At 35.6% G+C, this 25361-nt stretch carries 23 protein-coding genes; 6 read left to right on the top strand and 17 right to left on the bottom strand.

The window, feature by feature from the left end; translation table 11 throughout:
- Positions 1–79: 79 nt before the first annotated feature.
- Positions 80–1681 carry a TonB-dependent receptor gene (locus tag BW951_RS21440; protein ID WP_076396606.1) on the bottom strand — a complete coding sequence of 534 codons (1602 nt, stop codon included), beginning with the start codon at positions 1679–1681 and terminating at the stop codon, positions 80–82.
- A 243-nt stretch (positions 1682–1924) separates the two neighbouring features.
- On the opposite strand from BW951_RS21440, the gene BW951_RS21435 reads away from it, so the two are divergent.
- The 3 genes from BW951_RS21435 to BW951_RS21425 all read left to right on the top strand — a co-directional run bounded on the left by BW951_RS21435 (position 1925) and on the right by BW951_RS21425 (position 4657).
- Entirely contained in the window at positions 1925–2857 is a 933-nt protein-coding gene (locus BW951_RS21435) for a LacI family DNA-binding transcriptional regulator (protein WP_076396604.1), read from the top strand.
- 456 nt (positions 2858–3313) lie between these two features.
- Entirely contained in the window at positions 3314–3877 is a 564-nt protein-coding gene (locus BW951_RS21430; RefSeq protein WP_076396602.1) for a hypothetical protein, read from the top strand.
- A gap of 84 nt (positions 3878–3961) precedes the next feature.
- Complete coding sequence (locus BW951_RS21425) at positions 3962–4657, top strand: ABC transporter ATP-binding protein (protein WP_076396608.1); 696 nt, start codon at positions 3962–3964, stop codon at positions 4655–4657.
- Positions 4658–4865: 208 nt separating this feature from the next.
- Here the strand turns inward: BW951_RS21425 and BW951_RS21420 are convergent, their stop codons facing one another.
- The gene (locus BW951_RS21420; RefSeq protein WP_076396600.1) at positions 4866–6758 is read right to left on the bottom strand and encodes an SPFH domain-containing protein; all 1893 of its coding nucleotides are present in this window, start codon (positions 6756–6758) and stop codon (positions 4866–4868) included.
- Between the two features lie 452 nt (positions 6759–7210).
- On the opposite strand from BW951_RS21420, the gene BW951_RS21415 reads away from it, so the two are divergent.
- Positions 7211–7642, top strand: a complete 432-nt coding sequence (locus BW951_RS21415) for a hypothetical protein (RefSeq protein WP_076396598.1) — start codon at positions 7211–7213, stop codon at positions 7640–7642.
- Between the two features lie 564 nt (positions 7643–8206).
- The gene (ade, locus tag BW951_RS21410; RefSeq protein ID WP_076396596.1) at positions 8207–9841 is read left to right on the top strand and encodes an adenine deaminase; all 1635 of its coding nucleotides are present in this window, start codon (positions 8207–8209) and stop codon (positions 9839–9841) included.
- A gap of 278 nt (positions 9842–10119) precedes the next feature.
- Here the strand turns inward: ade and BW951_RS21405 are convergent, their stop codons facing one another.
- The 4 genes from BW951_RS21405 to lpdA form a co-directional block, all read right to left on the bottom strand.
- Positions 10120–10926 carry a patatin-like phospholipase family protein gene (locus tag BW951_RS21405; RefSeq protein ID WP_076396594.1) on the bottom strand — a complete coding sequence of 269 codons (807 nt, stop codon included), beginning with the start codon at positions 10924–10926 and terminating at the stop codon, positions 10120–10122.
- Between the two features lie 205 nt (positions 10927–11131).
- Positions 11132–11638: a hypothetical protein gene (locus BW951_RS21400; protein ID WP_076396592.1), complete on the bottom strand. Its 507-nt coding sequence runs from the start codon at positions 11636–11638 to the stop codon at positions 11132–11134.
- A gap of 141 nt (positions 11639–11779) precedes the next feature.
- A complete protein-coding gene (locus BW951_RS21395; protein ID WP_076396590.1) occupies positions 11780–12394 on the bottom strand; it encodes a PH domain-containing protein in 615 nt (204 codons plus the stop codon).
- Positions 12395–12816: 422 nt separating this feature from the next.
- The gene (lpdA, locus tag BW951_RS21390; protein ID WP_076396589.1) at positions 12817–14205 is read right to left on the bottom strand and encodes a dihydrolipoyl dehydrogenase; all 1389 of its coding nucleotides are present in this window, start codon (positions 14203–14205) and stop codon (positions 12817–12819) included.
- 302 nt (positions 14206–14507) lie between these two features.
- Between lpdA and BW951_RS21385 the strand changes: the two genes are divergently transcribed.
- Entirely contained in the window at positions 14508–15392 is an 885-nt protein-coding gene (locus tag BW951_RS21385) for a hypothetical protein (protein WP_076396588.1), read from the top strand.
- Positions 15393–15582: 190 nt separating this feature from the next.
- On the opposite strand, the gene BW951_RS21380 is transcribed toward BW951_RS21385, so the two are convergent.
- The 11 genes from BW951_RS21380 to BW951_RS21330 form a co-directional block, all read right to left on the bottom strand.
- On the bottom strand, positions 15583–15843 hold the full coding sequence (locus BW951_RS21380; protein WP_076396587.1) for a hypothetical protein: 261 nt from the start codon (positions 15841–15843) through the stop codon (positions 15583–15585).
- 93 nt (positions 15844–15936) lie between these two features.
- On the bottom strand, positions 15937–18558 hold the full coding sequence (locus tag BW951_RS21375) for a beta-glucosidase (protein WP_228427588.1): 2622 nt from the start codon (positions 18556–18558) through the stop codon (positions 15937–15939).
- 296 nt (positions 18559–18854) lie between these two features.
- Positions 18855–20297 carry an alpha-L-fucosidase gene (locus BW951_RS21370; protein ID WP_076396584.1) on the bottom strand — a complete coding sequence of 481 codons (1443 nt, stop codon included), beginning with the start codon at positions 20295–20297 and terminating at the stop codon, positions 18855–18857.
- Between the two features lie 235 nt (positions 20298–20532).
- Positions 20533–21435: a TIGR01777 family oxidoreductase gene (locus BW951_RS21365; protein ID WP_076396582.1), complete on the bottom strand. Its 903-nt coding sequence runs from the start codon at positions 21433–21435 to the stop codon at positions 20533–20535.
- A 172-nt stretch (positions 21436–21607) separates the two neighbouring features.
- Positions 21608–22312, bottom strand: a complete 705-nt coding sequence (locus BW951_RS21360) for a YqjF family protein (protein WP_076396580.1) — start codon at positions 22310–22312, stop codon at positions 21608–21610.
- A 108-nt stretch (positions 22313–22420) separates the two neighbouring features.
- Positions 22421–22906 (bottom strand): SRPBCC family protein, encoded by a 486-nt coding sequence (locus BW951_RS21355; protein WP_076396578.1) that lies wholly within the window; start codon positions 22904–22906, stop codon positions 22421–22423.
- A gap of 1 nt (position 22907) precedes the next feature.
- Entirely contained in the window at positions 22908–23690 is a 783-nt protein-coding gene (locus tag BW951_RS21350) for a fatty acid desaturase (protein WP_076396576.1), read from the bottom strand.
- Positions 23691–23735: 45 nt separating this feature from the next.
- A complete protein-coding gene (locus BW951_RS21345) occupies positions 23736–24098 on the bottom strand; it encodes a hypothetical protein (RefSeq protein WP_076396574.1) in 363 nt (120 codons plus the stop codon).
- 12 nt (positions 24099–24110) lie between these two features.
- Positions 24111–24479 carry a hypothetical protein gene (locus BW951_RS21340; protein WP_076396572.1) on the bottom strand — a complete coding sequence of 123 codons (369 nt, stop codon included), beginning with the start codon at positions 24477–24479 and terminating at the stop codon, positions 24111–24113.
- A gap of 78 nt (positions 24480–24557) precedes the next feature.
- Positions 24558–24959 carry a hypothetical protein gene (locus tag BW951_RS21335; protein ID WP_076396570.1) on the bottom strand — a complete coding sequence of 134 codons (402 nt, stop codon included), beginning with the start codon at positions 24957–24959 and terminating at the stop codon, positions 24558–24560.
- Between the two features lie 7 nt (positions 24960–24966).
- Positions 24967–25311 carry a hypothetical protein gene (locus BW951_RS21330; RefSeq protein WP_076396568.1) on the bottom strand — a complete coding sequence of 115 codons (345 nt, stop codon included), beginning with the start codon at positions 25309–25311 and terminating at the stop codon, positions 24967–24969.
- Positions 25312–25361 lie beyond the last annotated feature (50 nt).

The raw sequence follows: 25361 nt of genomic DNA, 5'->3' as shown, positions 1-25361 counted from the left end.
CGGTGTGGTAAAAAACAAAATGGCTTATCAACCAGATTATCAAAAAAACTTTAAAATTTTAACCTGATTAATTTGCGTATTAACATAGAACATCGCGGCTTGTATAGGTAACGGTTCCTCCTGAAAAAGTTCCTGTTACTTTTCCGATATCATATCTTGCACCTGCATCGATGGTTAATTTATCGGTTGCATTGATTTCGATCTGTGCGTGAGGCGCAGTAATGTCATATTTGGTATTATAATTTCTTTTTAAATTCCCCCAGTCTTTCATTCCATAGTTAAGTAAACCCTGATCTGTAATGAAAGTTCCTGAAAGGTTTTTAACATCTACCAATCTTGCATTGCTGTCGCTTACTTCTTGAATGTAATTATTCCAAATCCAGTCCATATTGATGTTTTGGGTAGCTTTGTACAATCCTGCATTGAATTTCACATTGCTCCATTTTTTGCTGATGTTAAAATCGTTCACAAAATTATTGAAGTTGTTAAGCTTTACATTGAAAAGTGCTATTTTCATGTAATAGGCATTCATATCCACCGGAGTATTGGTTCCTGAATACACTGCACTTCCGAAATTGGTAAAGTTAGCCGCCGTAAAGAAATCGCTTCCTTTGCTTACGCTTGCAGGGAACGGTGCGATAAACTGTCCGTTGTTTGCGGAATAACGGATTTTTTCTTCAAATTTCCATCCTTCTCCAAGATCATAATTGAATTCTGCACCAATGGTTTTTGAAATGGAATGCATTCCGTCTGAAACATCGCTGTTGAAAATATTACCGTCGTTTCCTAATGTTCTGTCGTGTTGTAGATTGATCGTCTGTAAAGCACCGTTCAGGATGTTATAATTGGATAAAGAAGACCATTTCGGATCTGCATCTGTTCCTGAAACCGCAACCGGCATCGGCATATACGCGGCAGTTCTGTCATCCAGAAGTTTAGCATAAATTCTGAAGCTTCCTTTCTCGAACTTTTTCAGTAAAGATACTCTGAACTGTCCTCCGTTATTGGAATTGAATCCTGTTTTTCTTGGTCCGTCCCCGATTCTGTAGAACCCTCCCAAAGCTAAAAACGTGTTATCTGCGATTTGCGTTCCGTAGTCGAAATCTGTTCTGTAGTTTTTATAGTTTAATCCTAACTGCTGTGTGATGCTTCCGCCTTCTTTTTCTCCGGTCTTCGTGATGAAGTTGATGATCCCCGCCGGAGAATTACTTGCAAAAACAGAGGCAGAACCTCCTCTTAATGCTTCCACTCTGGAAACAAAAGAATCGAATCTTGTAAACTGATCCTGTGTTCCGAATGCGATATCTCCGAACTGCATTACTGGTAAACCGTCTTCCTGAATCAATAGATATCTGGAACCTCCTGCTGAAACAGGAACCCCTCTTACCGTAATATTGGAGTTTCCTTCCCCACCCGAAGATTCTGAACGGATTCCCGGAATGGTACGGAAAATTTCGGCAGTTGTTCTTGGAGCAGCATTTTCTATATCTTTCATTTTTAAAGTAGAAATAGAAGTACTGGTTTTAATAGAAGCTTTAGGATTGGAGTTACCTGTGATAACTACCTCATCGATTGCTTTACCTCTTGTAATTGTATCATTTTCTGTACTCTGAGAAAACATAAAGGCTGCTGTATTCATCGCGCCGAAAATGAGCAATTTGGTAAAAATTTTTGATTCCATAATTTTTAAGAGTTTTTAATTATGGTCTAAAAGTATTTTTTTTAACATATTCAAAATGTAGTTTTTGGTTTGTGTTAAATTTATATTAATTTCAAACGTTTGCGCAAACGTTTGCGGTGGATAACTTCTTAAAATTTTAACTTTTTATTAACTTTTTAAAACAAAATATTAACATTTTTTAACTTAAATTTAACCTCGAAACATCACTAAATTAACCCAAAAATTGCCTCAATTAACTTAAAAATGAAAAGAGTCACTATAAAAGACCTCGCAGAAATGCTCAATATCAGTGTATCTACAGTATCCAGAGCGCTTAAAGATCACCCAGATATCAGCAATGCCGTAAAGCAAAGAGTAAAGGAGGCTGCAGAAACTTTTAATTATATTCCGAATGATTTTGCGATCAACTTCAGGAAAAAGTCTTCAAAAGTTATCGGGCTTATCATTCCGGAAATGTCGATGTTTTTTATTCCTTCTATTATAAGAGGAATTTCTTCGGTGCTGCATAAGGAAGGGTATCATTTTTTTGTATTGTCCTCTGAAGAATCTGTGGGAATGGAGGAAGAAAACATCATTACCTGCATCAACTCGCGTGTGGACGGAATTCTTATTTCTCTTACAAGACAAACGAAAGATCTTTCCCACTTAAACAGACTCAGGGAAATAGAAGTTCCGGTAGTAATGTTTGATAAAACGATTTCTCAGAGTTCTTTTGAACAGATTATTTTTGATAATAAACTGAATGTGGAAACTGCCGCTGAAAAGCTTGCCAATAATAAGTGCAAAAAAATTCTTGCCATTTTTGGGGATGAAAATCTGGACATCACCCAAACTAGAAGGGATTTTTTCCTGCAAAAGCTGAAAGAATATCCGCAAATGGAATGCAAGGTTATTTTTTGTGAGTCTGCAGAAAGCGTAAAGGAAAAGCTGAACATTATTCTGGACTATGAACAGTTTGACGGTTATTTCGCGATGAGTGACGAAACGCTTGCCGGACTTCACAGTTCTCTTATCAAAAAGAAGGTACAGACTTCTGATGTAAAAGTAATTGCGATAACCGAAGGCACACTTCCGAAATATCTTGATGAATCTTACGAATGCATCATCAACGATGGGTTCAGTATGGGAACGATGGCGGCTTCTAAGCTGTTGCAGCTTATTAAAAATAACAGGTAATCGCGGATAACAGGATTTTCATAGATTATTTTTGCTAAATTTGCCTTAAAATAAACGTACACGAAATGAAAAAAACAACTCTACTCCTTCCGGACTTTTCTCTTTTTAAGCCAATAATTTCAATCCCTAAATTTTAAAAAGTTTTCGCTAACAAATTATTTAAAGCATTGCTTTTATAATCGGGTAAAGTGATTGATTTTTAAAATATTATGAAATACAAACTTCTATTTTAAGAATTATCAATTAATTAACAAATTTAAAATTTACTTTTATAAACAATTAAATTTCAAATATTTAATATAATTCACGCTAAAAAGAATAAATTTTATCTATTGATTCCTTTTAACAGATATTAAAAAAAATTGTTACATTTGTTTTGAGGGAGTAAAAAATACTTTTTCGCGTTTTTATTTGTTAATTTAGAATACCAGATTATATAGCATTAAAAATCAACCCATGAGAAAAATAATTCTACTATTTGTATGTATGTTCGGTATTTCAGTTTCCTCACAGATCAAGGTGTTGAAAAACGAAACTCTGATAGAAATTGGTAAAGATAATGCCGTAGGTTTATATAAAAAAGATGATAAATTTACTTTCAATTATCAGGATCTGAACACCGCCAACCTTAATACTTTCAGATCATTTTCTTTTCAGAATCTTAATAAAGACGTTTCCGGACTTTATGAAATTATTGAAAACGGATTTATCGACATTCCTGTAGGAAATATCATTCTGGAACTTCCGAACGATATTATCGAACTGCATTTTGAGAAAAACTACGGTACTCCTACTGTTCAGTTTATCCAGTATATCAACAAAAACAGAAAATTCGTAGGAAAATCGCAGCTTCTTACAAAAAAACAGATTGATAAGATTTTCGGTAAAACCAACGGAAAATCTGCATTGTATGAGAAGCCGGGACAAAAGAATAATGTTCAGCCGATGAATGCTTCCAATCCGCAACCTGCTGCAGTTCAGCCTACCGCAGAAACTTCAGGCAAGAAGTCCAAAAAATAATCAAACTTTTTAAAATATTGCATCAACTCATTCATCCGGATGAGTTTTTTTATTTTATTTTTGCAAAAAGATCATTACGAAATTATGTCTCTTCAAATAAATAATTTAACCAAAAAATTTGGTGAGCAGACTGCTCTGAACAACATTAACGTTTCCATTGACAGAAATGAAATTATCGGTCTTTTGGGTCCGAACGGAGCCGGAAAATCGACTTTAATGAAATCTATTGTCGGCGCACTGAAAATTGATGAAGGAGAAATAATTTTTAACGGAAAAAACATCACGGAAAACGAAATCGAAAGCAAAAAGAAGATCGGTTTTCTTCCTGAAAACAATCCGCTGTATCTGGAAATGTATGTGAAAGAATATTTACAGTTTGTTGCCAATATTCATAAAATTCCGGCTTCAAGAGTAGATGAAGTGATTGAGCTCGTAGGAATTACGCCTGAAAAATCTAAAAAAATCGGTCAGCTTTCCAAAGGATACAAACAGAGAGTAGGTCTTGCACAGGCAATTATTCATCAGCCGGATCTTTTAATTCTGGATGAACCGACCAACGGACTGGATCCGAACCAAATTATCGAGATCCGAAATGTGGTGAAAGAAATCGGACAGCAAAAAACGGTTTTGCTTTCCACGCACATCATGCAGGAAGTGGAAGCGCTTTGCTCGCGCGTGATCCTTATTCATAAAGGAAATATTCTGCAGGATTGCCCGATTGATGAGTTCAAAGGCAAGTTCGAAAGTCTTGAAGAAGCATTTGCAAACTATACCGCATAAAAAGAAAAAGCTCCAAAATCTGGAGCTTTCCTCTTTTGCACCGAAGATTTTGGCAAAAGATATATAGAATGGTTAAAAGTTTTTAAAGTGGGCAGAAAAATTTTCTGTACTTTGAATATATATGATGTTGTGTTTTTTTTAATTCTGACATTCAGCCAAAATATTTAAGAATTGTTATCGCTTTTTTCTTCAATTACATTAGCCGTTTCTAGTTTTTCTTCTGAACCTGCTCCAAAAGCTGCAATCCCAAAAGTCCGCTGATTCCTCCGTTTGCTGAATCTCCGTTTCCGCCGATCAACACTTCAGGCATAATTCTTACGTTTTGGCTGGCAATATTTTCCATGATCTTTAACTGGGTGAAATTATTTCCGCCCATTGCTTCCACAGATAATTTGTAAGATTCTGCGTTGGATTTACCGATCGCTAAGATTTTTTCCGCTTCAGCATTACCCGTTAATGAAATCTGTTCTGCACTTGCTTTTGCCAATAATTCGATTTTTTCGGCTTCGGCTTTTGCGAGAAGTCTTGTTTTTTCGGCTTCACCGGTTGCCAGAAGTTTCAGTCTGTCTCCTTCCGCAGTTGCCTGTAATCTTACGGAATTGGCGTCTCCGGTTGCTTTTTTTACGGATGCGTCGGCAATTCTTTCTGCAATTAAAACGCCCTGATCTGCTTTTACAATTTCCTTCTGCATATCTGCAACGGCGGTTTCTTTTTCCAAAGCCTGTCTCGTTTCCTGAGCAAGCATTTCGGTTTCGTAAGTGATTTTCTGTTCTTCTGCCAACTTTCTGTCTGTTAAAGTTTTCATCAGACTTTCAGGAGGAACGATAGCTCCGATCAATGTATCGACAGCATTTACATTATATTGTTCCAAAACGCTGCTGATGTGGTCTTTTGCAGACTGCTGTCTTTCTTTTCTTGTTCCTAAAAAAGCAATTACATCGCTGTCCTGTGCTGAGTTTCTGAAGTAATTTCCGATCGTAGGTTCTAAAACCTGACTCACCAGATTGATCATATTTCCGAAACGGGCAATTACTTTTGGCGCTTCATACGTCGGAATATGAATAATTTGCGAAACATCCAAGTTGAAAGGGAAACCGTCTTTACTTCGAACGGTAATCGTAGAAAGATTTTTATCGAGTTGATGGGATTCGCTTCTTTCGTAAGCCCAGTTTAAAACTAAATTGGTAGTCGGAACAAGTTCCACTTTCATAATATAAGGGTTAATCGGATATTTTCCGGGACCGATAGGTTCTGCCCAAACTCCTTTATGTCCTTTTTCTACAATATTTCCGTGTTTAAAGTCTACGCCGCTTAAATCCTGTCCTTCCTCTCCTACATAACTGATAATGACTCCAACATGACCAATCGGAATTTCCGTCATTTTTACCATTTCAACTTTTGTAAACCAAGGGTTTAAGAAATATGAACCCGCCAAAATCACCTGTTCCTGAAGTCCTTTGTAACCACCGCTGTTTAAAAAGGTATCGACATCCTGAAATTTGTTATGGTTATTGATGATCTTTCCGGCAATCTGTCCTTCTTCCAACGGACTTCCTTCCATCGTTGTTATAATTCCCACTGCATTATCCGGAATCTGAGTCATGTCTGTGAGTTCAATTTCAAACAGTAAAGTATTGATTCTGTAAGATCCGGGAGCAATGATGGCGGTTTGACGACCTTTTCTGCCTCCGTTTTTTAAGAATGCCTCGGCATCCTGAAAAGAATCGCAATCTACTTTTCTTCCTAAAATTCTTCCGGTTTCCAGCTCCATCCCGTCTTTGGCAAGAAGTAAGCCTATTTTTCCTGTGGGAATTACGGTGAAGGGCTGAAAATCAATAGAATATTGCCAGATCCATTTTCCGAAATAAACTCCGGGAGCCAAAGTCTGTGCCTGAAAACCGGCTTCTCCATTGGTGGCGATAATTCTTCCTTCGGGAAGTTCCTGCTTACCGACAAGCACGAATTTTTTGGTAACCAAGCCTATTCTGTCCTGCGGAACAATGACTAATCCGAAGAAAATTCTTAAGATAAATTTGTAAAAAATAACGCACAATAGTGCAATAACGACCGGAATCATCCAGCCATGAAAACTTAATTCCATAGTTTGTTTGTTTTTTTGTGTAATTAAATTTGAAAACAGGAATTGCGCTCTATTTTTTCATAAAAAGAAAAACAGAGTACGAATTATATGATAATTCTTTCGAAAAATTTAAGAAAGTGCAGGAGGTGAAGTATTGAAAATCGTAAAGATGATTTCTGACACTTTTAAAAGGAAAAACTTAAAGTTAATTAGTTTCATTTTGATAAGAAAGGAACGAGATCCTTTTGATGATACAAATGTAAGAAAGAAAAATATTCAGTTGTTTCAAAAAATTTAAATATTTTTTTGAAAATTTATTAATTGACTGATTTTCAATTTAATTATTTTTTTTGATGCATTAATTTTTAATCCAGATCGGGTGATTTTTAACGACAAATCGGATCTAAAACTAATCAACCCTTTCTGAATTGGCTTCAAATTTGATTAAATTTTCATCTAATAATAGCTAAAAAATGATCAGAAAAATTTTATTAGGTGCATTTTGCATTGCTCAGTTTTCATTGGTTCAGGCTGGAACTTTTAATGAAAATCCTGTTTCAAAAATCCATTATCAGCAGGAAAAAGTTCCCAAGTCGTTTATTATTAAAACCAAAAAGTTTAAAATTAAAATTGATAAACAACCCAACGGAAATTATCTGTATCAATCCTGGGCAGCCAACGGAAAGGTGACTTCCAAACCGAGTATGATTATTTCGGACGGAGAATTAATTCCGGATGGAACAGGCGGAAATTATTACTACGAGTTTAATAATAACGGATATACTTACCAGATCTGGAGAAATTATTTAACGAGTTCGGCGAAAAAAGCTCCGTATACTTTAACGGTAACCGACAGAAACGGCAAAACAATTGTTAATCAGGATGGTTACGTGGTTAAAAATTAATTTCAATAATATATTTAGTTCCTGACTTCATCGTCAGGAATTTTTTTGTTTTTTTAAAACAATGGAAAATTGTTTAAATTTTTATGAACTATAAAGGGTTTTACTTTTCTGGTGAAAGATAAAAACCAATAGATAGATAGATAGATAGATAGATAAAGCTGTAGTTTTTATTTTGGGGGAGTTATCTATTGATGCTATTGTTGAAATAGTGAATGGATGACTGATTTCTAGCCCCAATTGAGCGGCATGTCTGAGCTCTTTTTAGAATTTCGGCGGCAGCTTCGCTGCCGCCGAAACTCTAAAAAAGCGAGTAGCGAAAGTGGGAAACAGCTTCAAAGAAAAAAGATATAGATTGGAAAGGCTAAGTTTGAGGTTAAGGATATCCTATCTGTTTTTCCCATTTCGTCATTAAAGTTACTCTAAAAAATTGAACTCCTTCGGAGTTCTGCTTCTGCATTTTATTTTTCTGCTGCACAGATATGATTTCTACAGAATATTTTATGTGTAGAAAAATGGTATTATTTCTAATATTTTGGTAAATTCACTTAAAATAATCAATATCCAATGGCTTTTACCATTAAATCGAATCTGATCGACATCGTTACAAGGGAAACCTACCCTGCTGAAATCATTATTAAAGACAACAGAATCAGTTCAATACAAAGAATTTCGGAAAAGCAGGATACGTATGTTCTGCCCGGATTTATTGATGCACACGTTCATATTGAAAGCAGTATGCTGGTTCCGTCTGAGTTTGCAAAGATTGCGGTAAAGCACGGAACGGTGGGAACGATTTCAGATCCTCACGAAATTGCCAATGTTTTGGGAGTTTCGGGGGTAGATTATATGATCGAAAATGCTCAGAAAGTACCTTTTCATTTTTATTTCGGGGCTCCATCGTGCGTTCCTGCGACCCATTTTGAGACAGCAGGTGCGGTGATTGATTCGGGTGACATTGATGGACTTTTAAGCAAGAAAGAAATTGTATATCTGGCTGAAATGATGAATTTTCCGGGGGTTATTTATAAAGATGAGGAGGTTCTGAAAAAGCTGGAATCTGCGAAAAAACATCACAAACCGATTGACGGTCATGCTCCGGGATTAATGGGGGAAGAAATGAGATCTTATTTTAGTGCGGGAATTTCTACAGATCATGAGTGTTTTGGGTATCAGGAAGCGCTGGAAAAGCTTGAATTCGGGGTAAAAGTGATGATCCGTGAAGGAAGTGCAGCGAAAAATTTTGATACTTTAATTCCTTTATTAAAAGATTTTCCGGATCAGATGATGTTTTGCTGTGACGATAAACATCCTGATAATTTGCTGGAATCTCATATCAACGATCATGTGAAACGCGCTCTGGATTTGGGTTATGATTTGTATGACGTGCTGTGTGCTTCTTCGTACAATGTAGTTAAACATTATAATTTACCGGTCGGATTATTGCAGATTGGCGACAATGCAGATTTTATAGAAATCGATAATCTCACGGATTTTACGATTTTAAAAACGTACATCAACGGAGCATTGGTTTCAGAAAACGGGGAATCGTTTATTGAATCTGTGGAAGCTGCGACAGTGAATAATTTTAGCTGCAGTTTAAAAAGTCCTTCAGATTTTAAGGTAAAAAGTGAAGGGGAAAAAATTCGTGTGATCGAAGCGCTGGACGGACAACTGATTACAAAAGAAATTCATGCAGAAGTTTTAAATATTGATGGTTTTGCAGAGTCTGATCCTGAACATGATATTCTGAAAATTGCCGTGGTGAACCGTTATCAGGATGCGCCGGTTGCAACAGCTTTTATCAAAAATATAGGCTTAAAACAAGGAGCCATTGCTTCTTGTGTTGCGCATGACTGTCATAATATTGTGGTGGTGGGAACCAATGACGATGATATATGTAAAGCTGTAAATCTGATCATTAAAGCGAAGGGTGGAATTTCTCTGGCAACCGAAACGGAAGAAATGGTTCTGGAACTCCCGATTGCCGGAATTATGACGAATCTTCCTGCAGAAAAGGTAGCAGAAGCTTATATTAGATTAGACCGTCGCGCAAAGGAATTAGGAAGCAGATTACGAGCGCCTTACATGAGTTTGTCTTTCATGGCTCTTCTGGTGATTCCCGAGCTGAAACTGAGCGACAAAGGGCTTTTCAACGGGAAAAGTTTTGAATTTACGGATGTTTTTATCAAGTCTGTTTAAACTTTTATTTAACCGCAAAAAATGAACTAAACTTTTATTGAAAGTTGAGAATTATATATGAAAAGTTAACAATAGCTTTTAAAAATCTTTGATTTTTATTCTTTTGAGCGGTTTGATGATTATAGAAATTCGCTTTAACATTGTCATTTGTTTCTTTTGTGGTTAAATTTAAAATTAGTTTATCAAATAAATTGTACTGCCATTTTGTTGGCTAACCGCAAAGATGCAGGACGTATCAACTTTCAGTAACTTTTTAAGGGAAAATGAAATTAAAGATTTCAGACTATTCTTTTTTCGTTTTCCAGATCAGCGTAAAAACGGCTTTCATTAAAGCTTTCTTTCGCAGCCTGATAACCAATGTTAAAGATCTGTTCCAGACGGTCTTTTCTTCTTTCGAATGTTCCGTAGATGGAAAGTTCCTGCGATGAGATAAACCAGTCGCAGTGATCGAATTTAATTCTTTCGATGCGGTAAGAAAGCAGATCGTACGAACGGGAAACAATGGCTTTAATTGATTTTAAATCATTGATTTTGACATCTTGTGGAGGAGAAACGAAAACTCCGATCAGCTTATCACAATCGTCTCTGATGATGTCGGCGGGAAAATTATTCAGCACGCCTCCGTCGCAGTACATTTCTTCATCGATGATGTACGGAGTCGTCACTCCGGGAATGGAGCACGAAGCAATAATGGCATCCACAATTTTAAAACTTTTTTCAAAGATTTTTTCGGTTCCTCCTACTAATTCTGTTGCCACAATTCTTACGTCTTTATCGAGATCGCCCAGTTTCATTTCGCCGAAAATAGGATTGAGATAATTTCTGAAAATCACCGAAGAAACCAAGCCGGGCTGGTTGAATGCAAAATGTTTCCAGTTGAAAAAGTAAACCGAATTGAAAAATTCTAAAATTTCCTCGGGCGTTTTACCCACTGCATGAAGGCAGCCTACAATGGAACCTGCGCTGCAGCACGAAAGAACATCAATATTAATATTTTTTTCCGCTAAAAATTTTAAAACTCCGGCATGCGCGATCCCTTTTGTTCCGCCACCCGATAAAACAAGCCCAACTTTCCCAAATTCCATAGATTAAAATTAAGAAAACAAGTCGATAAAAACAGATTAATTTTTCTAAATGTGGTGATTTTGCATTATTTTAACACAAATAAAATTATGCTTAAATAAATATTGATGATCTGGTCTTATTTAACCAGAAAATTATAATGATTTTTAGTATTAAGTATTTAATGTAAAACTTTTTTAAAAGAGGTTTTCTTCAATAAGAAATAGTTTAACCCACTTTTTTATCATACAACTGAAGAATTTTCAGAAGATCGTCATCTGTTTTCCAGGAATCTATCATAGCGAGAAGATCCGGATAAGCTGCAAATCTTACTTTCAGGCTGTTTTTAAGACTGGGATTGAAAAATCCGGATTCATTGATGATTTTTCGGTTTCTGCCGTCGATTAAGAAATCTGTTCCAACAAATTTTAAGCCGCCGTGAGGAAAAAATCTGTACCAGTTCATATTTTTGCCTTCATACAAAATTTCTACAAAACCATTGTCAAAAACCATTTTCCCGGCAGAAGCATAATATTCATGAGTGGTATTATTTTCATCGGTAATCTTAATGTATTCCACATCTTTTGGTTCCACCCACGTTTCAGCCCCGGAAGAATCCCTCATTTTCATCTTAAGTAACACAGTGGCTACATAATATTTTGTATTGGAAAATTTACCTACATTTCTGATCTTCGTTCTGATGGTATCACTGGATGTTTTCAGAATGTACTCCACAGGAAAATATCTTTTATCGTCTTTGTTCTGAGAAAATGAAAAGCTAAAGCATACAAAAAGCAGTAAAAAAAATGATTTTTTTCATGAATGGCGGTTTAAAAAAGCCCGGCAAATTTCCGGGCATATTATCTAAATTTATTTTTAATTATTAATATACTTTTCAAAAATCCTTGAGAAGTCTTTCTGATTATATTTATCAAAACTGTTGGTGTTCCATGCAAAAATATACTCGTTGATGGCTCTCAGTTCCTGACTCTTGGAAACGTTTTCCTGTTTTCCGGAAGCTACTGTGGTGATGGCTTTCTGGATGCTGTCGTTAGAGAAATTCAGCAAAGAATGATTGTGGTGAACTTCCTGCTGAATCGCCAAAAGTGCTTTATACAGATCTTTCAAATGATCGATCTGACCTTTTGCAACGCTGATCATCATTGGAACATTCCCGATATTAAATGAAATTTCAACATCTAAATCGATGGTTCCCGCCGTCTGTAAAGCAATATTCGAGAAAGGAAACTGATAATATTCGTATCTCTTTAAGACTCTTTTTTTATCCAAAGCACTGGCTCCGTCGATATGGATCAAAGCTCTGTTGGTAAAGCAGTATTCGTCTCTTTTAGATTTAATTAAAAAGAAAATTTTCTCGTTATCTTCGGAAAGGATATAATCGTCCGAATCTACTTTATCATAATCCTGAGAAGGAATAATTTTTCCGATATCACCCAATCCTAAAGCTTCTGCAGCTAATTTTTTAAACATAGTTTGTTGTATTTGTATTTTATTTCCGCAATAAAATTAAGAAAATAACTGAGATAAAATCAAAAAAAATCATCTTAAAGAATGTTTAAATTTGATTAAATATTCAAAAATTTCATTTATTTTTTAACGCAAAGTTTTTACTTAAAGATTTAATTATTGAAGTGAGCAAAGAAGAATCAACAAGCTGATTTGATGAAGCAATGTTTTCAGGCTTCGTGAAGCAGATTTTATTTGCCTTTGCTTTCTAAGAATAATGTGTAAAGTTGAATTAAAACTTTGCGTGGTAAAATAATCGAATCATAAAATTTTAAATATCAAATTTAAACAGATCCTTTTCAAAGAGAAAAACCACAGACTCCTGATCTGTGGTTTTGATATTGTTGAACTTTGTCAAAGATTTTCAACTTTGACAAAGTGAAAAATTAAATGTGGATTACTTCTCCATAAGCAGCCGCTGCAGCTTCCATAATGGCTTCAGAAACTGTCGGGTGCGGGTGAATAGATTTGATGATTTCGTGACCTGTAGTTTCCAGTTTTCTGGCAACCACTGCTTCCGCAACCATGTCTGTAACACCTTCACCGATCATGTGACATCCTAACCACTCTCCGTATTTAGCATCGAAAATAACTTTAACGAAACCATCCGTATTTCCGTTTGCCGTTGCTTTTCCACTTGCCGAAAGAGGGAATTTTCCTACTTTAATTTCGTATCCTTTTTCTTTAGCCTGTTTTTCTGTAAGACCAACAGAAGCTACTTCTGGGTGACAGTACGTACATCCCGGAATATTGCCATAGTCGATTTTTTCAACTTGCATTCCTTTGATTTTTTCAACGCAGGTAATTCCTTCTGCTGAAGCAACGTGTGCCAAAGCCTGAGTAGGAATGATGTCTCCGATTGCATAATAACCCGGAACTGAAGTTTCGTACCATTCGTTGACCAAAACTCTACCTTTATCTGTCTGGATTCCCACTTCTTCAAGACCGATGTTCTCGATGTTTGCAGCGATTCCTACAGCAGATAATAAAATATCAGCTTCAAGAACGATGTTTCCTTTTACTGTTTTTACGGTAGCTTTTACGCCCTCTCCGCTTGTATCAACGCTTTCTACTGAAGCATTGGTCATAATCTCGATTCCTGATTTTTTCAGAGATTTTTCTAAGTGTTTAGAGATTTCCTCATCTTCTACAGGTACGATGTTTGGCATAAATTCTACAACGGTTACTTTTGTCCCCATTGTATTATAGAAATCGGCAAATTCTACTCCGATAGCTCCGGAACCTACAACAATCATAGATTTTGGCTGCTCAGGAAGAGACAATGCCTGTCTGTATCCGATTACTTTTTTACCGTCCTGTGGCAAGTTCGGCAATTCTCTTGAACGCGCTCCTGTTGCGATGATGATATGCGTTCCTGTATATTCAGTTAATTTTCCTTCTTTATCGGTAACGGAAACTTTTTTACCTTTCTGTACTTTTGCAGTACCCAGAATAACATCGATTTTATTCTTTTTCATCAGGAATTCAATTCCTTTGCTCATTTTCGATGCAACGCCACGGCTTCTCTGAATTACGTTCGGAAACTCAAAGCTAGCTTCCACTTTGTTCAATCCATAATCTTCAGCATGATTAATATAATGAAAAACCTGAGCCGACTTCAATAAAGCTTTGGTAGGAATACATCCCCAGTTAAGGCAGATTCCTCCTAAATTTTCTTTTTCAATGATTGCTGTTTTGAAACCTAATTGTGCCGCTCTGATTGCTGTAACGTATCCACCAGGACCACTTCCGATGACAATAATATCGTAATTCATTAGTTTAAAATTTTTATGCGAATTTAAGGAAAAATATCGGATGTATGGCATTCTGACGAAATTGATCCCGGAAGCTTTTATTTCCGATTGTCTGGCTTATTTTACTTTATCTTAAGCTTTAAAAGTTGTATCATACTATAAAAGCATCGAAAATTAGAAATAGTTTTTAAATATTCACACAAAACACCATTCGATTAATATTATCAATACAATTTATTAAAACTATTAAAAATGATAGTTAAAAATTAAATTTCATATTAAAATTTTAATACTTTTGAAGCAATCAACTAAAATTAATATGTATGAAAAAGATTTTTTCGATTTTTGTGATGTGCGGAATTTTTGCAAACGCTCAAGTTGGAATCAGTAAAAACTTACCAACCAGCACATTAGACATTAATGGATCTGTAAGCGCTAATTACAGGCAGGTGACTGCAACTGCTTATTCTATCGTTGCCAACGATCATTACATCACTTATAATGGCACTGCCAATTCTACGTTTACGCTACCGGTAATCGGTTCCGGAGCCTCAAGTTTTACGGGAAGAATTTATAAGATAAAAAATATTTCTGCTTTCAATATTACTTTACAGGCTTCAGGGGGAAATACGCTAAGAATAGACAATACTCCGGTTTCTACATTTATCATTCCTACAGGAGCGTATGCAGAAGTGGTAAATAACAGCAACACTACCGGAGGAACATGGGATCTTTCTTTTATTACGCTTCCGAAGCCTAATAATGTGGAAATCTACGGAACACAGCTTTCGATACCGCCGCACGCTTCGGGAACTGCTCCGGTTGCCGACTGGACCGGACATTCTAATACAGCATATGATACGGGAACAGGAACCGATGCATGGTGGGTCATCAGCAAAGCATCTACATCGTTCTCGGTAGGAACAGGTTTTTCCAATGCGAGCAGAATGACTCTGGTTTACGAATATCAGGGAACTCCTTTTAATATTACCAATATGAATCCTTCGCTTACCGCAGGAAACAATTCTAGTTTTCCGGATGTTTTCATTGCTTCTTTTGTAAGCCTTGCCAATAACGGAACTTCTGGTAAAACGAGACTTACGGTTTCTGTTGCGCGCGTGGATTTTATAGGAAACAACGGCTCCAACAACAGTAACTGGACCGGAACATTCCTTTTAAATCTATTGCTTGCAAGAAAGGTTTATTAATAAGCCTGTTTATACCTTTTTTTAACCGCAAAAAGTCACCAAAGATGAACTAAAATTTTATTTAAAACTGATCATTATAAATGAAAAAGCTCACAATAGCTTTTAAAAATCTTTGATTTTTATTCCTTAGGTTAGAACATAAAAAACAGGCTATCTGCATTGGATAGCCTGTTTTTATTGTATTCGGAAATTACATTTTTCTTAGTAATCTCTTCTGACTCTGGTACTTTTCATTTAAAGCTCTTAACTGATCCTGCTTCATTTTTTTGGTTGCAAGCGGATGATTCATAATTGCTTTTTTCTCAGCTTTATATCTTCTGTCAAGTTCTCTCGATTTGCTGCTGATCAACTCACTTTTTGAAGGATGTGGAGGTGCAGGTGGACGTTTCTGTCCATAAGCATTCATTGATAATCCTACTAATAAAACGGTTGATATAAATAACTTTTTCATAATATTTACTTTTTTTGAATGAATTTATCATGAAATTCATTCCTGTTCGGTTTAAATATTACACATTTCATACCATAATTTTTTTACGCCGGACTACTCAACATCAATATTTTGTTTCAAAGGCAGATTTTTGGAAGAGTTTCCAACAAAGATTCTGTACGTTCCTTTTTCCACGATCCAGTTCATTTTTTCATCTAAAAACTGTAATTCTTTCACCGGAATTTTAATCGAAACCTGTTTGGATTCTCCCGGTTGTAAATAAATTTTCTGAAAGCCTTTTAACTCAATAACCGGTCTGGAAACCGAAGCCAACAGATCTTTTACATACAACTGAACGACTTCGCTTCCTGCTTTCGAACCTGTATTTTTCACAGTCACTTTTGCGACAATTGTATCATTTTCAGAATATTTTGTTTTATTTAACTGTAAATCTGAGATTTCAAAAGTTGTATAACTTAATCCAAAACCAAAAGGATACAACGGTTCGCCGCTCAGATCGTAATAATCATTTCCTCTTCCTGTCGGATGATGGTTGTACGTCAAAGGCAACTGACCTTCTTCAACCGGAAAGGTTATTGGCAGTTTTCCTGATGGATTTTCTGCTCCGAAAAGCACTTTCGCCACTGCATTTCCGCCTTCTTCTCCGGGATACCAAATATCCAGAATGGCTCCTACTTTATCTTTCCAATCTGTTGTTTTTATGGCAGAACCACCCACTAAAACAACTGTCGTGGGTTTATTTAATTTTGATATTTCATGGATGAATTTTTCCTGATTTCCGGGAAGACTTAACGAAGAGCGATCCTGAAATTCCCCTTCATGAATTCCGGCTGTAACAATGATGTAATCTGCGTTCTGAGCCTGCTTCAAAGCATCATTAAAATCTTTTCGGTAGTCTTGTAAGCCATAGTTCCAGATCAGTTCAATATTGGCTTCTCCCCTGTTTTCGTGAAATTCAACCACAATATCATATTTCTGCCCTTTATTAAAGTCTACCTCAACGGTTTTGGTGGAATAGCTGAGTTTTTCCCAATTGTCAATTAACAATGAACCGTTTAAAAACAATCGGAAACCGTCGTTTCCTCTTAAACCTAACTGATATTTTCCCGATTTTGGGGCTTCGAGTTTTCCTGTCCAACGAACGCTGTAGTTGTCGGGCTGCAGTTTTTCAGGATTGGGAGAATACAAAGTCCATTTGAAATTGAGCTGTTCGTCCTGTTTTTCAAATTCAGGTTTTCCTTTTAATTCTGAATCTGAAAAGTAACTTCCTTTTAAACCTTTTTTATTTTCAGAAGACAAAACTTCAGCAGGAACCGTCAGAAAATCTTTTACATTCCAGTCGATTCCCTTTGAATAAGTGATTTCGATATTTTTATTTTCAGCTAAATTTTTAATGCCATCCAAAATGCTGACTTTCTTATTTCCCGGCCCTGAATAACCGCCCAATCTTGCATCAACAGCATCTGTTCCGACAACTAAAATCTTTTTATATTTTTCCGAAATCGGAAGCGTCTGATGATTATTCTGAAGCAACACAAAAGATTCTGCCGCAGCTTTTTCCGCTAATGGTTTGTGATTGATTTTCTTTAATTCTTCTATATCTTTATTAGAGACGTAAGGATTTTCAAACAGACCGAGTTCAAATTTTGCCCTCAAAACTCTCACGACTGCATCATCAATTCTTTCCTGAGAAATTCTTCCATCCAAAAACGGAGGAATAAAAAGTTTATAATGTTGATATTCCGTCTGGAAAATCACGTCAAGTCCTTCATTGATCGCCTGTGCAGAAGCATCATCGTAATCTTTTGCCGTAAAATGTAATACATTTGCTCCTCCGACTGCACTTGCATCGCTGATAACAAATCCTTTAAAATTCCAGTCTTTTTTTAATTTTTCTGTTAACAGCCAATGATTTGCTGTTGAAGGTCTTCCGTCCAGTAAGTTATAGGAAGTCATCACCGATCGGCTTTTTCCCTGTTGAAAGGCTTTCTGAAAAGGAATTAAATGAGTTTCCTCCAGATACCTTTTACTCCAGTGAATAGGATATGAATCTCTTCCACCCTCTCCAACGTTGGCTAAAAAGTGTTTCGGAGTGGTAATAATTCCCTGATTTTCAAAGGAACTGACGAAATTCACGCCCATCACGGAAGTCAGAAACGGATCTTCACCGTATGTTTCTTCCGTTCTTCCCCATCGTACGTCGCTTGCCAAATTGACAACCGGCGTTAAAATCTGACGGATTCCTCTCAGTTTAGATTCTTTTGCAATGGCCGTTGAAACTTCTTTCATTAACTCAGGATTGAAAGTTGCGGATAAACCAATTGCTTGTGGAAAAGCAGTTGCTCCTTCACGCATTAATCCGTGTAAAGCCTCATCAAAAGGGATAATCGGGATTCCCAATCTCGATTCTTCCACAAAATATTTCTGAATGGCATTGATTTTTTTCGCAAGTCTTTCTGCATCTTCATTGGCGTTATATTTCAGCATTTGTCCTGCAACTCCACCTCCCTGATTTCCTGCGCTTACCTGTAAACCGAAGATTCCGTGGGAATACTGACCTTTCGGAACGTTATCCAAATCTCCGGGAATCATGAAGCACTGCCAGAATTTTTCTTCGGGCGTCATGCGTTTCAGTAAATCCTGAACTCTGGCTTCAACAGGCTGTTTGGGGTCTTTGTATAATGGTTTTTGAGCTGTAATAAATGTTGTGCTCAATAATGAGATTGCTATGATTTTAAAACGAAATTTAAAGAACATACATAATTTGATTTAATTATTGTTCTTTTGTCTTAAAACAAAAGAACCAAAAATTCAAGACTTGGAACTCTCCGCTAAAAATTAAAATTTAATCCTAAAATTCCCAAAACTTGCGCGAATTTGGTATTAGTTCTTCGGTTCAATATCTGTGTCGCGCTTTAAACAATGGGAATTTCTTAACGGATTAAGTTTTAATTTTCTTAACGCTTCGATTTCCTAGGTCGTTTTTGATATAAAAATAGTCACAATTTGAACTACTGCGTAATCTGGATTACGGTTGAATATTTTAACTGGTTTCTTTCTTTTGGTAAATTGATTTCAATTGAATTTCCGTTTTGTTTCCAGTCAATTTTGTGAGATAATCCTAAAATTTTCAATGATTTTGGTTTAAAATTTTCAGGAATTGTAAAATTTAACGTTTCCGGAGACTCATAATTTATTTTTTCATCCAGATGAAAAATATTCACTGTTTTTCCGTCTTTGCTTTTCGTGTAGTAAAAATTTCCGTCGTGATAAGGGGCAACACTTCTTGTTGCAAAAACAGCCGACTGGTTTTTATCCATCCAACTTGAAATTTCTTTCAGTCTTTCGTAAACAATGGGATCGTAGTCTCCATTCGGTCCGGGAGCAATATTCATGAGGTAATTTCCGCCTCTTGAGATGATTTTAATTAACGTTTCGATGATTTTCTGAGAGGATTTGTAATTGTCGTTGGGAACATAGGAAAACGAATCTCCCATCGTAATGCAGCTTTCCCAAGGAACGGAAAGTGGCTTTTCCGGAACCGCCTGTTCCGGCGTGACATAGTTTTCCCATTTTCCGGGAACGGTACGGTCTACGACAATGATTCCGGGTTGGTTTTTACGCGCCATGGTTCCGATCTTATCCATATCGATGTCCTGTTCAACTTTGATGGTTCTCTGCCATTCTACATTGGGATCGATGGTATTAAAGGGACGAACCCAACCTCCGTCTAACCAAAGAATGTCAATTTTGCCGTAATTGGAGGTGATTTCGTTGAGCTGATTAAACGTAAAATTTTTAAAACGGGTCCATTTTTCAGGATATTTTTTAGGATCATAATTTACATTTCGGTCTTTTGGCGGAAAATACGACCACCAGTAATCGTCGGAATGCCAATCGGGTTTTGAAAAGTAAGCTCCGATTTTAAACCCGCTATTTCGGAATGTATTGAAAATTTCTTTTGTGACGTCTGCTTTTGGATTTTTGGAAAAAGGCGTTTTGGAGGAGGTAATTTTATAATCAGACTGTTGGGTATCAAACATGGCAAAACCGTCGTGGTGTTTTGTGGTAAAAACTACATATTTCATTCCTGCTTTTTTCGCAGCTTCTGCCCATTTCTGTGGATTGAACTGAACCGGATTGAAAGTGGTCTGAAGATTTTCATAGTTTTTTACGTATTCGTAGTATGATTTTCCGTGTTCTGGTTTTCTTTGTGTCCATGATTCGTCTTCGGGACAGAGGCTCCAACTTTCGACAATTCCCCATTGGCTGTAGGTTCCCCAATGCATGAAGAGTCCGAATTTTAGATCCTGCCAGTTTTCCAGATTTTGCACAACAAGCGGATCTTTAGGTTTCTGATAGCCTTCAGAAACATTGTGAGCCTGAGAAAAAAAAGCAGATGACGTAAGAAGTGATGAAAGGATTATGGTTTTTGCTTTTTGTCTGATGAACATTGACGTTTAGTTTTTGCTAATTTAATATTTCACCGGAAATTTTTAACTACAAAAGGTACAAAAGTTTTTCTTGATTCATAAGTCACATAAGTTTAGTTTAATTATATATTTAGAAGATCACATAAGAAGAAAATCAAAGATTTTTATAGAGTAATGCAACTCATGTTGATGAAGTTTAAAATCTCAGGTGACTTATGCGGTTAAAAATACACTTACATTTCAGTCTGTAAAACTTTCATTTTGATAACAATAAATTTTTAAATGCAGATTCCACTGTTGAATAGGAAAATTTAAAGCCGCTTTTGATTAATTTTTCAGGGTAGACATTCCGGCTTTTTAATAGTAATTCGGTTTCGGTGTTTAAGAATATTGATGCGATTTCCAATTGCCAAACCTGTGCATTTATTCCAAACAGGATTTCCATTTGTTTTCTTAATTTTTTCATGAATTCTTTGTTGAATAAAGGATGGGGAGCTGTAATATTGATACTTCCTGAGATATTTTCATGTTCAATGATGAATTCTACAGCTCTGCAAAAGTCTTCAATATGAATCCAGCTTACGTTTTGGTTTCCTCTTCCCTGTTTCCCGCCCAATCCGAATTTGGTGAGCATTTTCAGTTTTGGAAAAGCGCCGCCGTTATTTCCTAAAACAATGGAAGTCCGTAACGCAACTTTTCGTAGATTTTCTGTTTCTGATTTAAAAAATTCGTTTTCCCAGCTTTTACAGATGTTCATGGAAAAATCGTCACCAATGATTCCATTTTCTTCTGTGTTTAATTGCTTTTCTGAATGAACGTAAATGGTTGCGGAACTGGCATTGAGCCAGATTTTGGGTTTATGGATACATTCATCAATTGCCTGCTGAAGAACTTTTGTGCTTTCAATTCTTGAATTGTAAATTTCTTTTTTGTTGTTTTCCGTATATCTGCAATCGACGGATTTGCCGGCAAGATTGATCAGAACATCAGAATTTTCGAGTAATCTTTTCCATTCGCCCAAAGTTTTGGCATTCCAATACAATTCATTTTTCTGTTTTGGGTTTCGGGTTAATATATATACTTCGTTTCCTTTTTCAGTAAAATATTTTTCAAGGTTTTTACCGAGAAAGCCTGTTCCGGCGGCGATGATTATTTTCATTTGGTTGTTCGGATTTAGTTGATTTTTGATAGTTTTAATGTTGAGATGCTTTCCTTCGTCAAGCTCAGGATAAACTTAAAGTTCAACATGACATCGCTAATATTAATTGTTTAGCAAACGCCCGATAAATACCCGCATGGACATTTTACTTTTTATTTGGTTGTTTTTACTTTTAGATCAAATACTTTTTTGTTTTTACTTCAATTTCAGAACCTTCTGCAAGCATTACAGATATTGGTTTCCTATGATTTAGGCATTCAAAATCGTTACCGTAAACTTTCTGAAAATCTATTTTTAACTGATAGTTTTTGATTAAATAATAATCCCATTTCGGATGGCAGACTTGATATTCTGATGTTTTATTTTCTTTTTTTGTGAAACCGTAATAATGCTCTGTGATGAATTCAAATTCAGAATTGTTTTCCATTTTTAATGGTTCACTTTCTGCACTGATCTCTATTGAATGCCATTCTTGATCTTTCCAAGAGTATTTTATCAGCAGTTCTTGATCTTTTTGATGAATGATATTTTTCATCGGCATTGTTTTATAATTTTCTTTGTAAACCGAATTTGCCACAAAACTCAAAGCCGGTTTAGGAACAATTTCTTTGATGAAAACCACTCCTCTTTTCCAATCATTACCTTCTTTTTTCTTTACATAAAATCTTAAATTTACTTCTTCGAAATTTCTGTGAAAAGGAATCGGAAGTCCCAATAATTTTGTATTTAAAAACATAAATCCGACTACACTTACATAGCATTTTCCCTTGTAAAAATCAAGTTCTGTACCTTTGGGAAGATATTTTTCTAAAACTTCGGGATTGATTTCGTAGTTGATAATGGCTAGTTTTCGCCATTCGGCTTTTAGGAAGTTCATTATTTTTGGTTTTTGGTTGATTTTTATTCGTTGATAGTTTTTAATGTTGAGATGCTTTCCTTCGTCAAGCTCAGGATAAACTTAAAGCTCAACATGACATCGCTCATACTAAACGTTTTGACGCTCGCTTCGCTCGCGCTTCTGCTTATTTTCTGCGGTGAATTTTATCAATTTGTTTCTCTCTAAAAGAAAGTTTTTCATGTAATTTTTAAGAAACAGAGCATCGAAAATTTTTCCTATGAATCCGAAAGGGGAATGAAATTCGAAGATGTCTGTCATGATTGTGTTTTTACCTTCCTGCCTGAAAATGTGCTGATGTTTCATGGATTTGAAAGCGCCTTTTTGCATGGTGTCTGTAAAATGATGGGGATTATTCATGGCGACGATTTTTGTGGTCAGGGTTTGATAGATTCCTAAATGTTTTGCTTTCCATGTGACCGTTTCGCCTTCTTCGATGAGTCCTGAAGTTCGTCCTGCAATTGCTTTTTCACCTGTTTTAAAAGTTGATTTCTGATGCAGATCGATGTCTCTCGCAAGATCAAAAACAGTTTGGATATCGGCTTTGATGATGGTATCTAAATAGATTGTTGACATTTTAAAAAGTTTGTTTTTTATTTAATTCAGGTAAAATTTCATCAATTCTCTTTGCCAATTCCGGCAATTTAATGGTGGGAACAGCGGGAAAAAGATGATGTTCCATGTGATAAAACATACTGAATGTTAATTTATTTTTCCAGAATCCTCGTTGTGTTCTTGCAATATCCGGATTTTCATGCGTATCGTGATGAACTGTCCAGACTGCGAAAAATGCCATTAAAAACTCTCCAAAAAACATGATTAGAATGTGATAGATCAGGAAGTTAATCTGAAAATAAAATGTAATACAAACAAATATTGAGATTGAAGTTAGCTCAAAGATCATTTTCTTTCTATAATTGTCATTGGCTTTTTTGAAGGTGATCCAATGTACAAGAAACAGATGTTTTGGTCCATATAAAATCGCTTCATACCATTTCATTGAGGCAGATTTCCCTTCGTAATCTTCTTCACCTAAGCAAAATTTATGATGTCTGATGTGATTGAATTTCACGGCATGAATTGATGTTATCATTGAAATACTATTCAAATACATTGACAGCCATGTAAGGAATTTCCCTGTTCCCAGTGCGTTGTGAAACCCGTTGTGAACCTGTCTTAAAGCGGTAAGGAAATAAAATCCGGAAAACGGAATCGCAACCCAATAATATCCTTTGTAAGCCAAAAATAAAGAAGTAAAAAGCCAGGGAAGACTGATATTATTTTCAATCAGCATTTCTTTTGTGGAAAGGGATTTGAGGTCTTTCCATTCTACTTTTTTTATTAATTCTCTAGAGTCCATTTTTTAGTTTTTAAAGATTTTGAGGGTTTTCATGGTTCTGTTTTTTCAGTATTTATAGAGTTTGTAACAGTCTATAATGTAAAGGATTGCCAGTATCGGACTGTAGAAAAGACCATAAAATGGAACGATCATCAATATATTATTAAGCTCATGAGAATATTCTCCAAAAAACATATTTAAAGTCAGACAAATCCAGATTGGTATGATAAAGAATCCGTAAATAAATGAAATTGAAGATCTTTCTACATCCAAGAAAAGTTTTATGATATAGCTGATTAATTGTGGAAATCCTACTATAAAATAAAATGGTATTCCCTGAAAATATGATTCACACGTAAAGGCTGAAACAATTCCCGCTATCAAAAATAAAATTTGAAGATAAAAATCACATATAATGAAAGTTTTCATGGTCCTGTTTTTTTAGTATTCATAAGTTTTATAACAATCTATAATATAAAGGATTGCAAGTACTGGACTGTAGAATACTGATGCGATTAAAATATATCCGAAAAAATTGGTGACATCATTATTGTTATTAAAAGCCAAAATAATCAGCCATGAAATCCATACAGGAACTATAAAAATTCCATAGACAATAAACAGCCATGATTTCTTTGTTTTCTGAAAGGCTCTGCTGATAAAACTAATCAATTGAGGTATTCCCACTATGAAATAAAAAAGAAAAACAGTAGCATTTTCAAAAACAACAATTCCTAAGAATACCAAAATAAGTCCGATTACAAGGAATGAAAGTTGAATATAAAAGTCGTTTTTAACAAAAGTTTTCATGATGATTAATTTTACAGGTTTAAAAAGTCTCCTCTTGTTCTCTTTTTCTGGATTTTGAAGGTGAAATACATCCAGATTTTAAATAGCAGTGTTTTCATTTTTGATGATTTTATCTTTGTTCATGGCGTGTTTACGACCTTTCAGGAAAAGAAGCAGGTTCAGTAGCATCATTACTCCGAGATAGATGGAGAATCCTCCGATTTTTTCGCTTAAAGCAACAACCAGTCTTTCAATGGTTTCAATTTGAAAAAATTCAATGATACAAAGTGCAAAACCGAGATTTAAAAGGTAAAAACCGATTTTAAATAAAGAGTTGGTTGCCATTGCAATATCTTCTTTCTGATGAAAAATATCGATCATAAACGCTTTGGAATTTTTAAAAAGAAACTGGGAAACCAGCACAGTAAGGAGGATTACAATTGGCAGATAGATCATGTATGCCTGAAAATTGTACGTTGTGGTAAGAGCTGTTGCATTCATAGTTTTATTATTTTATGGTTAAATTTTTTCTTAAAAAGTATAGTGCGAAAATGTTCATAAAGTGCAGCACACATAAAATCAAGGTGATATAACCGATTCTGACTGCCGTCACAGATAACATTTTTTCTATAGAATCTACTTTTTCCCAATGGGTAAGATTTAATGCGATGTACCCGAGATTGATGAGATAATAACATCCTAAAAGAATCCTGTTGATCGTTAAACACAGATCTGCATCGTGAATAAGATAGTTCAGGTAATGTTTTCCTGCGTTGTAGCATCTTCTTCCGACATCAATGGTTATGTAGGAACTGACGGAAAGAAAAAGCAGATATGAAACAATATTGAACATTTTATAAATATTATATTTTCAATAAATTTTGAAATTAAATTTCAAAAAAA

The sequence above is a fragment of the Chryseobacterium gambrini genome (genome assembly GCF_900156825.1).
Lineage (GTDB): Bacteria > Bacteroidota > Bacteroidia > Flavobacteriales > Weeksellaceae > Chryseobacterium > Chryseobacterium gambrini.
Note: the sequence above shows the minus strand (reverse complement) of the source record. Positions and strands in the feature narration are given on the sequence as shown.